At 31.9% G+C, this 16,093-nt stretch carries 17 protein-coding genes; 4 read left to right on the top strand and 13 right to left on the bottom strand.

Annotated features, from left to right (window positions below; translation table 11 throughout):
- Positions 1–283 precede the first annotated feature (283 nt).
- The 8 genes from M4I21_RS03910 to xerA form a co-directional block, all read right to left on the bottom strand.
- Entirely contained in the window at positions 284–850 is a 567-nt protein-coding gene (locus M4I21_RS03910) for a hypothetical protein (RefSeq protein WP_249557765.1), read from the bottom strand.
- A gap of 219 nt (positions 851–1,069) precedes the next feature.
- Positions 1,070–1,564 carry a Clp protease N-terminal domain-containing protein gene (locus M4I21_RS03905; RefSeq protein WP_249557764.1) on the bottom strand — a complete coding sequence of 165 codons (495 nt, stop codon included), beginning with the start codon at positions 1,562–1,564 and terminating at the stop codon, positions 1,070–1,072.
- Positions 1,565–1,783: 219 nt separating this feature from the next.
- Positions 1,784–2,200, bottom strand: coding sequence for a hypothetical protein (locus M4I21_RS03900; RefSeq protein WP_249557761.1), 417 nt, complete (start codon positions 2,198–2,200; stop codon positions 1,784–1,786).
- Positions 2,201–2,889: 689 nt separating this feature from the next.
- Positions 2,890–3,603 carry a hypothetical protein gene (locus tag M4I21_RS03895; protein WP_249557760.1) on the bottom strand — a complete coding sequence of 238 codons (714 nt, stop codon included), beginning with the start codon at positions 3,601–3,603 and terminating at the stop codon, positions 2,890–2,892.
- 149 nt (positions 3,604–3,752) lie between these two features.
- Positions 3,753–4,043 (bottom strand): helix-turn-helix domain-containing protein, encoded by a 291-nt coding sequence (locus M4I21_RS03890; RefSeq protein WP_165750521.1) that lies wholly within the window; start codon positions 4,041–4,043, stop codon positions 3,753–3,755.
- A gap of 1 nt (position 4,044) precedes the next feature.
- Positions 4,045–4,389 carry a type II toxin-antitoxin system RelE/ParE family toxin gene (locus tag M4I21_RS03885; protein ID WP_249557757.1) on the bottom strand — a complete coding sequence of 115 codons (345 nt, stop codon included), beginning with the start codon at positions 4,387–4,389 and terminating at the stop codon, positions 4,045–4,047.
- A 270-nt stretch (positions 4,390–4,659) separates the two neighbouring features.
- Entirely contained in the window at positions 4,660–6,267 is a 1,608-nt protein-coding gene (locus M4I21_RS03880; RefSeq protein WP_249557756.1) for a DUF4435 domain-containing protein, read from the bottom strand.
- Between the two features lie 75 nt (positions 6,268–6,342).
- Positions 6,343–7,416: a site-specific tyrosine recombinase/integron integrase gene (gene xerA / locus M4I21_RS03875; protein WP_249557754.1), complete on the bottom strand. Its 1,074-nt coding sequence runs from the start codon at positions 7,414–7,416 to the stop codon at positions 6,343–6,345.
- 172 nt (positions 7,417–7,588) lie between these two features.
- On the opposite strand from xerA, the gene M4I21_RS03870 reads away from it, so the two are divergent.
- Positions 7,589–7,990: a hypothetical protein gene (locus M4I21_RS03870; RefSeq protein ID WP_249557752.1), complete on the top strand. Its 402-nt coding sequence runs from the start codon at positions 7,589–7,591 to the stop codon at positions 7,988–7,990.
- A gap of 416 nt (positions 7,991–8,406) precedes the next feature.
- Here the strand turns inward: M4I21_RS03870 and M4I21_RS03865 are convergent, their stop codons facing one another.
- The 4 genes from M4I21_RS03865 to M4I21_RS03850 all read right to left on the bottom strand — a co-directional run bounded on the left by M4I21_RS03865 (position 8,407) and on the right by M4I21_RS03850 (position 11,111).
- Positions 8,407–8,733 carry a hypothetical protein gene (locus M4I21_RS03865; RefSeq protein ID WP_249557750.1) on the bottom strand — a complete coding sequence of 109 codons (327 nt, stop codon included), beginning with the start codon at positions 8,731–8,733 and terminating at the stop codon, positions 8,407–8,409.
- 98 nt (positions 8,734–8,831) lie between these two features.
- Positions 8,832–9,245 carry a GNAT family N-acetyltransferase gene (locus M4I21_RS03860; protein ID WP_249557748.1) on the bottom strand — a complete coding sequence of 138 codons (414 nt, stop codon included), beginning with the start codon at positions 9,243–9,245 and terminating at the stop codon, positions 8,832–8,834.
- 41 nt (positions 9,246–9,286) lie between these two features.
- Positions 9,287–9,976: an SH3 domain-containing protein gene (locus M4I21_RS03855; RefSeq protein ID WP_249557746.1), complete on the bottom strand. Its 690-nt coding sequence runs from the start codon at positions 9,974–9,976 to the stop codon at positions 9,287–9,289.
- A 37-nt stretch (positions 9,977–10,013) separates the two neighbouring features.
- Positions 10,014–11,111, bottom strand: a complete 1,098-nt coding sequence (locus M4I21_RS03850) for a YARHG domain-containing protein (RefSeq protein WP_249557745.1) — start codon at positions 11,109–11,111, stop codon at positions 10,014–10,016.
- A 319-nt stretch (positions 11,112–11,430) separates the two neighbouring features.
- Here M4I21_RS03850 and M4I21_RS03845 point away from each other — a divergent pair, with 319 nt between their 5' ends.
- Positions 11,431–12,210 (top strand): patatin-like phospholipase family protein, encoded by a 780-nt coding sequence (locus tag M4I21_RS03845; RefSeq protein ID WP_283771742.1) that lies wholly within the window; start codon positions 11,431–11,433, stop codon positions 12,208–12,210.
- A 57-nt stretch (positions 12,211–12,267) separates the two neighbouring features.
- Here M4I21_RS03845 and M4I21_RS03840 read toward each other — a convergent pair whose 3' ends face one another.
- Positions 12,268–13,512, bottom strand: coding sequence for an MFS transporter (locus tag M4I21_RS03840; protein ID WP_249557743.1), 1,245 nt, complete (start codon positions 13,510–13,512; stop codon positions 12,268–12,270).
- 362 nt (positions 13,513–13,874) lie between these two features.
- Between M4I21_RS03840 and M4I21_RS03835 the strand changes: the two genes are divergently transcribed.
- Both M4I21_RS03835 and trxB read left to right on the top strand, forming a co-directional pair.
- Positions 13,875–15,020, top strand: a complete 1,146-nt coding sequence (locus M4I21_RS03835) for a formylglycine-generating enzyme family protein (protein ID WP_249557741.1) — start codon at positions 13,875–13,877, stop codon at positions 15,018–15,020.
- A 112-nt stretch (positions 15,021–15,132) separates the two neighbouring features.
- A complete protein-coding gene (gene trxB, locus M4I21_RS03830) occupies positions 15,133–16,089 on the top strand; it encodes a thioredoxin-disulfide reductase (RefSeq protein WP_249557740.1) in 957 nt (318 codons plus the stop codon).
- Positions 16,090–16,093 lie beyond the last annotated feature (4 nt).

The following is a 16,093-nucleotide window of genomic DNA, read 5'->3' as shown; positions in this document are numbered from 1 at the left end:
CAACATAATTTTATTCAGTTACAATTACTCAGAGAATATTTGTCTTACTAGTCGATATTTTAAATTTCAACTGTAATATTTACTAACGTCACGTATATGAAATGTAGCGTGTAAAAAGACGCTAACTTTTCGGATTATACACGAGCCGAATTTTTAAATTTTTCTTTTTATCTTAATTTTCTCAAAAAGCCAAATTTAAAAATTTGGCGGACTTCGAAAACATACACAAACCTTTCGGAAAGCCTATAATAGCTATGTTTTATATACATTGTTGTGAGCAGTATTATTCGCAATACTTTTCAAATCTCAACGTTTTCAACGCTTTTATGAATTCCGTTTGAGTTTTCTCCGATAAAAATTTTCCGTAAAAATTAAATTTAGTTTTATCGTATTTCTTTTTAATTCCAGACAAACTATCTATATAAATTCCGCTTGCACCGAAACCTTTATTTTTTGGTCGAATTATTTTTACTCTAAAACAAGCAATTGTATCATATTCGACATCATATTTCAAATAGTCACGTAAATCTATGTCTTCGCTTGACCAATCTTCTGTAATTAGATGTTTTGTTCTAGGCAATAGTTTTCTTTCTCTATTTGATAATTCCGCAAGAGTTTCTTCATTATAAACCATTGGAAAATCCGTACTAACATCGCCTGAATATCTACCTAAATCAAAATTCAGAGTATCATTTTTGTCAGTTATCATTCCGCCAACATAACTATCGATTCCTTTTCTTTCGTATTTGTTCCATTTTTCAGGAACAGTAATTTCAAATCGTCCAAAGTCAATAGTCTTATATTTTTGACTTGCACAAGAGCAAATCAGAAGTAAAATTAGTGTTGACAAAGGTTTGTTCATATTGCTCACAACGTTAAATATATGGCAAGTAGGGCAGAAGATAAAAAAGTATTTTCAGTTAAGCCACAAGCCAAATCTTTTTATTTTGTTTTAATTTTTCTTCTTTAATACCAAATCAAAAGATTTGGCGACTTTGCAAATAGACAACAACCTTTGAGTTAAAAACTAATTGGCCTATTTGCTATATATAGTGTTAGGTAACGTTTTTTATATTCCGTTTATAATTTTTGGTAATCCGATAGAAACTAAAAATCGATTGCTTCCAAAAAACTCAAGAACACTTTTAGATGTCATTTTTCGAGTTTTTTTACATTCTATTTTGAATTCCGAGTAATCCATTCCAATCTCATTTAAGTATTTACCCGCATAGCTTTTTTTGTCAGCCAACATGGATAAAATAATGTGCTCAGGGTTTACTTCTTTGTCTAAATACGTTCGAGCATAATATTTAGCATTTTTTAAAGTATGCTCAAATTCTTTAGTCAAAAAATATTTCTCTACATTTTGCTTTTCATTTGATTTTAATATTTTTATTAATTTTTCAAACTTCCAGCTTTTAGATTCAAATATTTTTTGAGGTAGATTGTCAGATTTTAAAATAGCTATTATAAAATGAAAAGAAGATATATGACCAGAGTTTAAATCTATCGCTATTAATCTACTGTCGGATATTATTTTTTCTAATTCAGAATTAAATTTCATTTTTCTCTAATGTTACCTAACGCTTGAGCTATGCGTAGTGCGGAGGCAAGGAAACTTTTCTTTTCCGTCTGCGCACAAAGCTAAAGCTTATTGTTTAGTTTTATTTTTTCTTGTCCAAAGCTAAATCCATAAGATTTAGCGACTTCATAAATATACACAGACCTTTCCGTTTAAGCCCTAAAGTCCGCATTACGTATAGGTTCTGTTGGCAACTGGCTTTTATTTCTTATTGAGTAATCTCAATCTTTTTAGATACTCACCATTTACCTCATTACTAACTTTTAATAAAACTCCTTCGTATTTATATTCAATATCAGAATTATAAGGTGTTGCTACAATTTTATATTTGTTTTGGGCTATTTCTCTATAATGGTTGAGCCAGATTATTGAGTCAATTCCATCCTGGTTTTTTTCAACTCCTTTGAGGAAATAAGTTGAGTCCGTTTGATGGTCAATTCGCGCTATTAGTTCAGTATTATCAGGATAATCTTCAATCTGGTAATTTCCCACTCTATAAACATACCCAATTAGGGAATCATTTTCATACAATTCAAAAGTTCCAGATTTTACTCCGTCCGTCTTTGAATTACAGGAAATGAATATGAATAGAATTAAGAAATAATAATATTTTTTCATGTGCTTTTGAGCTTGTTGCCAACGGTCTTGTGTATGGAAAGTTGCGTTTTTGTGTGCGAGGATTTTCCGCAGGAAAATCAGACGTAACAAAAATGCAACTGCCTTTGGTTAAGCACTAAACTACGCAATTTTTTATACACGTTGTTGCCAAGTCGTTGATTTTTTTCAGAGTTCTAATTGTCCAGTTAAATTCCGTTTTTTGCTTTTCCGCGTTTGAGTAAATTCAGTCAGCATTTTATTCCGCCAACTTTTTCAATTCCGATTGAGTGAGTAATTCCGACACTTGCTGAATTCCGCATACAGTTCAGTTTTCGGTTTTCAATTCAGATGTCGATTCCGCAAACGACCTAAAAAGTCCGCTGTGATTTTCATTAAGCATTTGAGTGATAATTCAGCGTAATATTTGAAATTCGGCAGTATATTTTTTCTAATTTTACTTTCTTAAAGATCAAAAAAAGAACTATACTTTTTTTTTACTCAGAGTACGTTGCGCAATGCTTGGCAACGGTTGAGCTATGAACAGTACGGGAGCAAACTAGCGTTTGCTTTCCGCCACGCACAGAGCGAAATCTTTTGGTTTTGTTTTTTCTTTTTTTGTCTCAAAGCGAAATCCCAAAGATTTCGCGACATTATAAATATACACAGACCTTAGCGTTTAAGCCCTAAGCCCGTATTGTTTATAGGTTTTGTTACCACACGTTTTCTTTTTGCGAAACTAGCTCATATGGTTTGCATGCACTTTCCATTGCCATATATTCTAACTCTTCTTGTGTAATAGGTTTTGGGAAAATCTTTGCTTTAACTCTCGAAAACCAACCATTATAAATACCTGCTTTTTTCGAAATCCTAATCATTTCATTTTTGCTTAACACTTTTTCAATTCCGTTTTCATAATCTACCTTTATAAGAGGGAATCTAGCGTTATTTTCATCTGTTAGAATTGACTGTTTTTTTACTGCCTTACTTATCGATTGCATAAAATCTATAATAGTATTCAGTTCCGATTCTGATTTTAGTTCAGAAGGTTTTATATCAAATTCAATTTGCTCTGGGCAAAAAAAATATGATTTTATGACTATTCCATTTAAGTCAATTGTCAACGATTTTGTTTCTAATTCTCCAGTTTCATCATTCCATATTTTTTGAACAAATCCGAAGTCTATCTTATCTGTACTATTTTGCTTATCAACTCCAAATTCTAAGTCATATTTAGAGTTCAAGAAAGAAATGAGTTGTTCCCAATCAGATTTACTAGTGTCTTGAATATAAATATCCCTCAATGCTCCGTCCGACTCGAAAATCCATTTTGCTTTATTCCAATTTCTTTCGTTTCTCATCAAATGTGTGGTAACGCCTAAGCTATGAGTAGTGCAGGAGCTGAGAAGCAATTCCCATTCCGCCATAACGCTTAGCAAAAGCTTTTTGTTTTAATTTATATTTTTTGTCTAAAGTAAAATCCTAAAGATTTTGCGACCTCATAAAAATACGCGAACCTTTCGATTAAGCCCGAAGCCCGCATTACTTATAGGTTCTGTTGTAAAACGTACTTTTTTCAGACCTCGATTGAGATAGTAACTTTTCCACCCAGTCCCTTTTCTACAATTTCATACAACGTTTTTAAGGTCAAATTACTTCCGTTGTTTTCAACTCTTGAAATGTAGGTGCGTTTTTTGTCCACCAGCTCGCCAAGTTGCTCTTGCGTCAAATTTTTCTCTTCCCGGGCTTTTCGTAAAAGCAGACCAATTTTAAAAGATTCGAAATCTCTTTCGAGTCCATCTCTGCGTTCCGTTCCTTTTTTTCCGTAAACGGTGTCCTTTATATCTTTCCAGCTTTTCGTGTCCATCTTATCTTTTTTTGTCTTCATAGTACAAATTCATTAGTCCGACTGCTTTGTCGATTTCTTTTTTCGGAGTCTTTTGCGTTTTCTTGGCAAATCCATTCAACAGGATTACGAGTTTACCCTTGTCGAAAAAGCAGAATACTCTCCAAATGTTTGAGCCCAATTTTATACGAGCTTCATAAAGTCCTTTTGTTCCAACAATTGTTTTAAGATAAGTCGAGGGAACTCTTTCATACGTTTCGATTATTTCGATGACCTTGAATATCTTGTCCTGAACCTTTTTCGGCTGTTTGAGTAAGAATTCTTCGAAATAGTTTTTGTACTGGATTACCTCCCTAACTTTCTCCATTACTCAAAGGTAACTTAAAAGTTACTATTTTCAAAGCTATAACGTTGAATGTAGATGAAATGTTGTAATTGAGCAGTATGTTTTACAACGGTTTAGCTATGAACAGTACGGGAGCAAACTAGCGTTTGCTTTCCGCCATGCACGTAGCGAAATCTTTTGGTTTTGATTTTTCTTTTTTGTGTCAAAGCGAAATCCCAAAGATTTCGCGACCTCATAAAAATACGCAAACCTTTTGTTTAAGCCCTAAGCCCGTATTGTTTATAGGTTTTGTTATATGGCGTTTTTCTTTATTCTTTGTTCTATAGCATTGGAAATTGACAAACTAGTTGCATCATTCTTTTTCAACAGAGTAATAACAAGTTTTAAGTAACCAAACTTGTTTTTGACGTCTGTTAGTTCACATATTTTCGAATTTGGAATAAGGGCATTTTTTAAGTTAAAAACTCGGAGCATTGCGTTATAATCCTGATTTTGAACTATACCGTCGAATTCTAATTTTATTTCATCAAATATTTTTTGTTTGTCGATATTTCCAAAATTTGTATTTATTTCGGTCATAACATTTGCAACTGTTTTTTCTTCGAAATAAGTCGCTTTTATCATTTCTCGTTTTAAAAGTTCTTTAAAATGTAATAGTATTTGACTTTCTATTTGAATGTTGAAAAAATCTAATAAATTTTGTTTTACCTGATTGAAAGTTTCAACTGGGTTTTTACCCATATGATTGGAAACTGCTTTTACAATTTCTTCAATTAATAAAAGATTTTCAGCCTCTGCTACATCGAGAACCCAAATGTTTTTATCGTTAAGTCTATCAATATCATCATTCTGCCTTCTATCTCTATCAATTATACCATATGACTGAATTTGGTGAAAGGCTGTTTGTTCATTAAAGGATTTTACAGAATGAATGACCTTGTCACAACTGCCGAGAGGTTTGATGGTATGGTTTGGGTAAACTTGACCATAAAGTTGGTAGTCAATACTGCTATTATCTCCTTCTAGAAATAATACAGGTTTACGGCTGCCTAAAATCTCTAAATATAACTGTTCGGGAATTGGTGTTGCGTCCGCCAGTATCTCGTAGTCCCAAATATTATTGCCTTCATAGGTTTTAGCCCAAATTTTAGTGGCGTTTTGTCTTGTAAAAGCAAAGTCTATGTCGTGTGTCAAATAAATAAAAGCACAATCAGGTCTTTCGTTTTCAATAAGGTCAAATAGTTTTTTTACAAGGGACTTGTGCAGATGCATTTCAGGTTCATCAATAATTACAATTGAGTTTTTCGGTGAGCACACAACTTCTCCGATTAAATAAAATATTACTCTTTCCCCATCACTCATTTGCGATGCGTTATAAACATTAGCTGCCTGTCCAGTTGGATAAGTTTCTATTATCCCAGCACGTTTTAGTAATTTTCGGTGAGGTAGAACTTGTTCCCATATAGAATGTACGGTATCAAGTTTAGTTATCGGTTTGTTTATGCGACCTTCTTTATAATTCAGAGATTCTTCATATTCTTCAGTATGTAATAAAACTAGTAATTTGTCAAAATCATTTAGCAAATGCGTACTGATATTCCTTCCCCAACGATTGTTCGTCTTTTCGTTTAAATGAGTTTCATCATTCCATGTATCAACATGGATTCCATATAAGAATTGAGTTTCAGCTATTTTTTTTGAAGTTGGACTAACTACAGTTGGAAATGTAAGTGATTTTTGTGCTGATATTCGATGGACTAATTTGTTATATTTTGTTTCAATATTAGAACCCAGCCTTGTTTTACCAGAACCATTCGCGCCTACTATTACTAATTGTTGAAAATCTAACTGTGGATTTGTATTTGGATTGCCTTTTTTAGTTGGTAATTCTATTATCATTCTTATTTTTTTTCAAATGCCATATAACGTAAGGATAACCGTATAAATACGGTTATTTCTATTTTATACGCATGGCTAATCTAATGGATTTTTTATTGTTTTAAAAGTATTTGTGGCTACATGTGTGTAAATTTCTGTTGTTTTAGTAGAGCTATGCCCAAGTAATACTTGAATTTGTCTTAAATCTACACCCGATTCTAATAAATGTGTAGCAAAACTATGGCGCAGTACATGTGGCGTAACACTTTCACGTATTCTAGCTTTTTCAGAGGCTAATTTTACAATTCTCAGAACACTCTCTCCACTGTATTTGCCACCTTTTTGTCCTTCAAACAAATAATCCTTTGGTCTAAACTCTTTAAAGTAAATCCTTAAATCGTCCAAAGCATTCTTTGAGAGAAGGGTAAATCTATCCTTATTACCTTTTGAGTTTTGTACTCGGACTAACATTCGCTTACTATCAATATCATTTACTTTTAGGTTTAAAAGTTCACTTTTACGTAAGCCAGAACCATATAGTAATTTTACAACACACCTATGTTTTATATTATTTGTATTGTTAATTATTGAAAGTATTTCTTCTTTAGAAATTACTTTTGGGAGCTTATATTCTTTACGTGGGCGTTCTATATCATAGAATCTATGAGGCATTCCAAGTACTACTTCATAATAAAATTTAATAGCATTTATTACTTGATTTATATAGGAGTTCGACATTTTTTTTTGGATGAGATGCTGGAGAAAACCTCTAATATCACTCTCATCCAACGTATTAATTTCTCGGTCATTATAAAAATTAATAAACATTTCAAAAAAAGGAACATATATGCGAACTGTATTGTTAGAGTACCGTTTGAGTTCAAGCTTTAATAAATATTCTTCAGGGCAATACTTATAATGTGGGTTAATTTTTCTTTTTCGAAACCAGCTTATGTCTAATGTTTCATTATACTTGTTAATTGCTTTATTGGCGAAAAAACGGTTATAATTTATCCAAATTACGCCTTTGAACACATATAAAATATCATTTAAATTCTGCTGGGTATTTGGTACATACACCATTTTGTATTGATCACTCCATTTTGGATTAGATAAACTTTTAATTAGCGCCTGAATAACTTTATCAGATTCAAATTTTATACCAATCATCTTGGTGTCATTAATCATTAGATGATATAAGGTTATAGACTTAATATGTTGTTTGTATGATGAATTCATAGGATTGATTTCAAGAATCTAAAACTAAATTATAGTATCTAAATGGTTTAATCGTATCTTAATCGAATAATATTCGCATACACATTCACTTAATTTTATAGATATGAAAATACATCAACAATGTAAGTATTGTAAAAAAGAAATTCAGGGAAGGATAGATAAGAAATACTGTAACTTACATTGTAAGAGTGCATACCAATATCAAATATCTAAAGAACAACCACAGAGGTTTTATAATATTGTAGATAATCAGTTGAAACTTAACCGTAAAATTCTGAAAGAATTCAATAAAGGTGGCAAAGTCACGGTAAGAACCGAACTAGTTAATGAATTAGGCTTTGACTCTAATTTTTTTACGCACTATTGGAAAAACCAAAAAGGAGAAGTTTACCTATTTGTTTATGAATATGGTTTTCTGAAAATAAAAGAGCATAACAATGAAAAGTATGTTTTGGTGCTCTGGCAGGATTATATGAAATTTAATAAATCTAAAACTGTAAAATAAATATTCTACCAAATGATTGGTTAAGAATATAAGCAAAAGACTAAATTTTTAATTTGCCATAATTTACTCAAATCAAAATGTAATATTATTTTTATTAATATTTATAACTTTAAGGTTCATAAGAAGAATAGATTATATTTTTAGAGTTCTTATTTCTGTTTTAGTGTGCGAATAGGTGTGCATAATTATAAGCAGATATCACATACGTCGGATTAACAGTGTGTTGGGTAGAACAGGGTTAAGCCTGCCACCCCGACCAAGAAAGCCTTTCAGGAAACTGAGAGGCTTTTTTATTTTATACTATTAAAGCTAAAAAAGCTTCTCTTATATAGGGAAGCTTTTTTTGTATAATAGTGTTTTTAGAATAGAAGACACTGAAAATTTTATACAATAGAAATTTAAATTTATCTTTAGAATTAAAGTTTAAACGGATTCCATTTTTCTCCAACTGCAGTACGTTCTGCACCAACTCCAATTGGCATTTCAAATAACTGATTTAATGTACTATCTAATTCCACAGCATTCTTTAAAGAAATAATTTTTGCATTTTCTTCAGTGTGTTCATCCTGTCCGCACAAGAACTGCCAATCTCCATCATTGTCGTGTGATGCGTATAAAATAGGTCTTTTAAGATCGGTCGCGTGGTTACACGTAAAAATGGCTTTATTTTCTGCATCACTGAATTTAAATTCAGTTTTGTGTTTATCCTTTTTTTCTTTTCTAAATAGATTAAATAGGCCCATAATAGCTGTTTACGTTATTAAAAATTACAGTATTAAAAGTAAGTAAATATTTTATTTTAAAGCGATTAGGTGGATTGTCTTTTTCTAAAGGTTACTATTTAGCTTATATTTTTTTTCATTACAACATACTCAATTTCCCCTTTTTTAAATCTATTTTTGGTTAATATCATTCCGAATTTAGCGTAATAATCAGATTTGTCTGTTCGAGCATTACACCATATTTTATTTAGTTTTTCATCTTCTGCTATGCTAATAATTCTGTTTAATAATATTGTTCCATATCCTTTTCCTTGATATTCTGTTAGTGTTGCAAATTTTCTAAACTGCGCTGCTTTATTTGTAATAAATAGCGATATAACAGAAACCATTTTGCCATCAATAAATAACCCAAAATGTCTTCCTTGATCATGATTTTCTAGCTTAACGTAGTTAATAGGTTTATTTGGCCACATAGTTCTATGGCGAATATTTAATGTTTCTTCAGAAGTTATTTCTATGATTTTGGGAGTCATTAAAGCTTGGATTATTGGTAGTTTAGTAGTGTTTTTTTATTTTAACATCCCTTTTCATAATTCCAGACATTAAGAGTTTCATTTTCCGAGATAAGCTTAATCCAACCTGTATACGTTGTAATAACAAGGTTATCTTCACCAGAACAAGGGTGTTTTCTATATTTTGTGACTTTTACTTTATTCCATTTCCCTTTCTTCTCAGTGGTTAACTTAATGCCAAACAAGTCTCCTTTTAGTGTTACTATTTTAGCATAGTTTGTAGAAGGTCCCTTTCTTAGGTTAAGTCCTTCTTTAGTAGCATACCATTCTGTGTTTTTCTCAATAGCATAATTCATCCAAGAAATTGGTCTTAAGTTTTTAGATTTTAGTTCTTTAAAATTAATCCATAATCCATTTTTAAGTTTTACAAACTCAGAGACTGAGTCAACAAAAACTAAAGCCATTGTCTCATACCCAACCATTTCAAGATTTGGATATTCTAATTTTTTTTCAACCCCATTTTTTTTAATAAAAGCGGTGTAGAATTCTTTGTTATGATCAGCTTCTCCTAAATAGATATGCCCTTGAATTTTTCCGTTAGGTTTGTCATATATTTTAATTCCAGAATCTGGAATATAAACGCAGCATAATTTAAATTCCTTACTGGGCATTAGAACTCCAGCCTTAAATTCTTGAGAATAAATAGTGTTAGAGCTAATGGTAAAAAGTAGTATTACTAATATATTCTTCATTTTTTAACGAGGATAAAGGTTTTATCTTTTTTTTCTATCATTCTTTAGACTTTACAATTTTTAGCCATTCTTTTTCTATCGTATTTAATTGTTCAAAATCGGCCTTATATAGTAGATTCGGTTTATACCAACTTTGAGATAAGTAATAATCTTGAATTAGTTTTGTTTTAAATACGTATCCTCTAATAGCAAAAGGAAGGTTTCTTAAAATTTTATAAGAGTCTTCATTTTCAGAATCTGTAGCTGTATTTTCAGGGTTTATTTTACTCGGTAAATTATGGTAGTCAGAATCAAAAGAAGTAAAGTGATTTTTTATAGGTCCGTCTGTTGACGTTACATACAACTCACCTTTAGGATGAAAATTTCTCTTTTTAAATGATATTTTACCGTCATAGGTTATAAATGCAGTACTTAGATTATTAGGACTAAAACTTCTTCCGTTGTCAATTAACCAATTTTCTGTAGTGTTAAAAAAGCTGTTTCTTACGCTAAAACCTTGATTGTCTCCCATTTCTATATTCAAAGTAAAATCATCAATCTGGTTATTAGCCCATCTGTTTGCAGCAGTTAAAATATAATCAAAGCTGTAAGAATCGGATATTGATCCTGACATTTGAAACCTATAGGTGTGTTTAATTTTGTTTATTCCTGGTTTAAATACAGCATTAAAATGGTACACATAATAAAAATCTGGTGCATTTGAATTAAAATCTTCACCAAGAACTTCTTCTTCAGTCTTAGCATCTATCTTATTTTTTATATAATATTCTTTGGTGTTCACCATTGCAGTCATAAAGTTTAACGAGTTTCCGTTCATGATGACCTTAAAGTTTGACATATAGGGATGTGCTCCATTCTTTGGAAACCCATTTACATCTCCACTGGGTGAAGGAGCCTCAAAACCAACTAATATTGTTTTTTCAATACTAGGGTTGTAAAACGTGTAATCAACTGTTACGTAGACATACTCTATTTCACCAATAATGATTCTTTTAATAGTTAAGATTTCTTTTTTGATGCTAACCTCATTTTCAGAAATAGGAATTAATTGATTGCCTGAAGCGTAATAAGCTCCGTCATTACTGTATAATGTTAGAGATATAAAAGAGAAAAAAATAAAGATTAATTTAGTCATATTTGTTTTTTAATTTCTAGTACTACTTTCGCAAAAGAAAGTAATAAACTAAGTGTTGCTTTATGGGAATATTTAGCTGTCGGATTAATAACTATTCAAATATAACTTATTTAGATAATACTGTTAATCATTTTTTATAGCCGTAATCTACTACTATACTATGACCGTCAGTTAGTTTTAGTTGGCCTGTTTTTACTCTTGTCTTATTCTGATGATTAGTAGTTGGGATATTTTTTAAAAAATTGTTTAGGCTATACAACCTTATATTATTTCATTTTGATTATCTTATAATTATTACGTAATATACAAAAGAATAAAAATGAATATAGGACTTGTGCTTTCTGGAGGCGGTATTAGAGGAGTAGCACATATTGGAGCCATAAAAGCTTTAGAAGAAAATGGAATATGTGTTACGCATATAGCGGGTACAAGTGCTGGCGCCATTGTAGGCTCTCTTTATGCAAGCGGAGCTAGTTGGGAAAGTATGTTGCATTTTTTTAAAACCATACCTTTATTTAATAGACATAATTATGCGCGTAGCAAGCCAGGTTTTCTAGATACCGAAAAATATTACGATAATTTTAAAGAGTTTTTCCCGGAAGATGATTTTGGAGTATTAAAGAAAACGCTTTTTGTTACGGGCACTAATATAATAGACGGTACGCTTAAAATTTTTAAAAAAGGACAACTTATTAAACCAGTATTGGCCTCTGCGTCTTTTCCTGGAATGTTTACTCCTTTAAAAATAGGCAATGCATATTATGTAGATGGTGGTGTATTAAATAACTTTCCTATAGAACCGTTAAAAAAGGATTGTGACAAGATTATAGGCGTGTATGTTAATCCTCTAAAGAAAATAAAGATAGAAGATTTAAAGCATTCGTATACCGTTATAGAGCGAGCTTATAAATTAAAATCGGCATCAGAATCTATGCTTAAATTTAATTTGTGTGATATGATAGTGCTTCCAGAAGGATTATCAAATTTTGGGACGTTTGATATGGGAAGTATAGATACCATATTTAATCTAGGTTATATGGCAACTAAGAAAATTCTAGATGATGATCCATCTATAATAGAAAACTTAAAAGAAAAGTAAAAAAAAATAGACTCCTTCGCTAATTCAAAGGAGTCTATTTTGTATGTAATAAAACTTTTAAGCGCTAATTACTTCTTTTGTGTTTTTTCTACTTTTTACCCAAAAGAATAATATAGTAAATAATACAATTAATAGTGCAGGGAAAGTAACCATAGAGCCTAATGTGGCTTGGCCGGCAACTAAATCTAGTTGATCGCCTGTTAAACCATTTGCTTCGGCAGCAGCTTTGTCTGTATCTATCCAACTTCCTATAATTGGTGAAAAAATAGAATTAGCAAACATACCTACAGCGCCTATTATAGACATACCTAAAGCACCACTTTTTGGGATTTTATCGGCAACAAAACCAATCATATTAGGCCAAAAATACGCCACACCTAATGCAAAGAAAACAGCAGCGACATAAGCCATTTCTCCTGTCTGCGTACTAAAAAGGTAAATACCAATGGTAGCTAATACAGCAGAACCAAGTAAAACACCTGTTTGATCGAATTTTTTTACTACAGCGCCTCCAAAGAAACGTGCTACAGCCATTAAACCAGTAACTAGAGCTAAAATTAACATTGGGTTAGCCCCGCTTTTTTCTAATATAAGTCCAGACCATTGCTGTGGCCCAAATTCAGATATAGCTGTTAAGGCCATACATAGTAACATAAAAATAAATAATGGAGAAAGCATAGCTTGTAAGTTACTGCCAATAGTGGCAGCCTCTTTAATTTTGGCTTTTGGCCAACTTTGTCCCCAAAATAATACAGCATAAATAACAGTTGGTATCATAATCATCCAAATTTGCGATTGCCAGCTAATTTCTTCTGCTGTCATAAAATTAGATAATAGGCTACCTATAACTATACCGCCAGGGAACCACATATGAAATCTGTTTAGCATTGTACTCATTTTGCTGCCTTTAAAAGCATCTGCTATCATAGGGTTACAAGCTGCTTCTGTACAACCATTTCCTAAACCAATTAATAAAGTAGATACTAATAAACCAGTATAACTAGTAGCGTAAATGGTCATTATAATACCAATGGCGTGCGCAAAAAAAGCAAATTGCATAATCACTTTTCCACCAACCTTATGATAAATTAAACCTCCTATAACCATAGAAATTGGGAAACCTAAAAACCACATAGAATTAATAAAACCTAATTGTTCTGCGCTAAAACTAAGCTCTTCTCCTAGTTGTTTTAATATTCCGGCTCTAATACTAAAAGATAAAGCGGTAGAAATTAAAGCAAAGCAACTGCCATAAAATAACCGTTTGGCATTAGTTCCTGTTCCCATATTCGTGTTTTCCATAAGTTAGTAAGTTTGTTTTGTTTGGTAAAAAAAGTTGAATTTAAGTTAATTTTTTAGAATAAAAACCTAAAGGCAAATTTCTAATTTATTTTAGTTGTTAAATTTAAAAGTAATAAAGTTTTACCTCCAAATACAAATTTAATAGTAATGACTGGGGTAAATTTCTATTATCTTGTTTTAAAGCCGTTATTTTTTATTAATTTGATAATTTTAAGAGCTTTGGGCAATTTTTTCATTCATCTAATTTTGCCTTAAAATGAAAAATTAATACCTAAGGATATATAATTATTACTGAGAAATACATTTAGTTTTTATAGATTAATATATTTGTTTACCTAATTTAGAATACATCAACTCAAATTATGAAAATAAAAGTATCTAGTCTAAAGCATATTACAATTCTATTTTTTGTACTAATTTTTTTTAGTCAATGTAAAGACGTATCAAAATCAGAAAAAGTCCCATCCGTAAATGTCGTTTCTGATCAGAAAAAAGAAGAAAAAAAGGATACTGTATATAGTGTAGTCATAAATAAACCAGAAGAAATTGAAGTGCCAAAAGGTATGGTTTGGATTCCTGGAGGCGAGTTTATGCAAGGAGCTGTTCCACAAGATAAAATGGCAATGCAGCATGAGAAACCTGCGCATAAGGTTGCTGTAGATGGGTTTTTTATGGATATCACAGAGGTTACAAATGCTCAGTTTTCTAAGTTTGTTAAAGAAACAGAATACATTACGGTAGCCGAAAGAGCAATAGACTGGGAAGAAATGAAGAAACAAGTACCTGCAGGCACACCAAAACCACACGATTCCATTTTGCAGCCGGGTTCTTTAACCTTTAAAAAAGCAAAAACATCTGTACCTAACTTATTTGATTTTTCTCAGTGGTGGGATTGGACAATTGGTGCAAATTGGAAACATCCAGATGGCCCTAATAGTTCTATAAAAGGATTAGAAAATCATCCGGTAGTACAAATTTGTTATGAAGATGCAATGGCTTATTGCAATTGGGCAGGAAGGAGATTGCCAACAGAAGCAGAGTGGGAGTATGCAGCTAACGGCGGTAAATCTGGCACCATATTTTTTTGGGGAGATGATATGTCTGTTTTATCTAAAAACGCAAATAGTTGGGAAGGCGAATTTCCTGTAGAGAATAGTAAAAAAGATGGATATGAGAAACGTGCTCCTGTAAAAAGTTACCAACCTAATGGTTATGGATTATATGATATGGCTGGTAATGTTTGGGAGTGGACTAGCGATTGGTATAATATAAATTATTATAAAGAGCAATCTGCAGCACTTTTACAAAAAAATCCTAAAGGAGCTACCGAAGCGTATAACCCACAAAATGTATATATAGAAGAAAAGGTTATTAAAGGAGGTTCTTTTTTATGTAGTGATAGTTATTGTGCTAGTTATAGAATTTCTGCACGCATGGGATCTAGTACAGATTCTTCTGCAGAACACACCGGTTTTAGAACAGTAGTATCGGTAAAAATGTTAAAATAATCTCAAATTATATATGACTATGGTTCTATTGTAACAATTTATGGTAATTCGCTTTTCGGTTTGCATAAAAAAATTACATTTGTGTTCTAAACTAAACTTAGAATAAAATATTATGTCAGATACAATAGAAAGAATTAAATGTCTTATTATAGGTTCTGGACCAGCAGGATACACAGCGGCAATTTACGCAGCTAGAGCAGATTTAAAACCTGTTATGTATACAGGTATGGAGCCAGGAGGACAATTAACAACTACTACAGAGGTAGATAATTTTCCAGGGTATCCAGAAGGTATAGACGGACCAACAATGATGACGCAATTGCAAACGCAAGCAGAACGTTTTGGAACGGAGGTTAGAATAGGTATGGTAACTGCTGTAGATTTTAATAAAACAGTTGGTGGTATACACAAGGTAACTGTAGACAATTCTAAAACAATAGAAGCAGAAACTGTAATTATTTCTACAGGGGCAACAGCTAAATATTTAGGGATAGAAAGTGAACAACGTTTACGAGGAGGTGGAGTATCTGCTTGTGCGGTTTGTGATGGTTTCTTTTATAAAGGTCAAGATGTAGCCATAGTTGGTGCAGGAGATACAGCAGCAGAAGAAGCATCTTACTTAGCTAATATTTGTAAAAATGTTACAATGTTAGTTCGTAAAGATGAAATGCGTGCTTCTAAAGCTATGCAACATAGGGTAAATAATATTTCTAATATTACTGTAAAATACAATACAGAAGTAGACGAAGTATTAGGACAACAAGTTGTAGAGGGTTTACGTATGGTAAACAACCAAACACAAGAAAAGGAAGATATTGCTATTACAGGTCTTTTTATAGCAATAGGCCATAAACCTAACACAGACATATTTAAGGGTCAGTTAGATATGGATGAAACGGGTTACTTAATTACAGAAGGTAAATCTACTAAAACAAACTTACCAGGCGTATTTGCTAGTGGGGATGTACAAGATAAAGAATACAGACAAGCGGTTACTGCTGCTGGTACAGGTTGTATGGCTGCATTAGACGCAGAACGTTACTTAGCAGCTGTAGAAGAGATAGCTTAAGTAA

It is taken from the genome of Cellulophaga sp. 20_2_10, from assembly GCF_023476645.1.
Classification (GTDB): Bacteria; Bacteroidota; Bacteroidia; order Flavobacteriales; family Flavobacteriaceae; genus Cellulophaga.
Note: the sequence above shows the minus strand (reverse complement) of the source record. Positions and strands in the feature narration are given on the sequence as shown.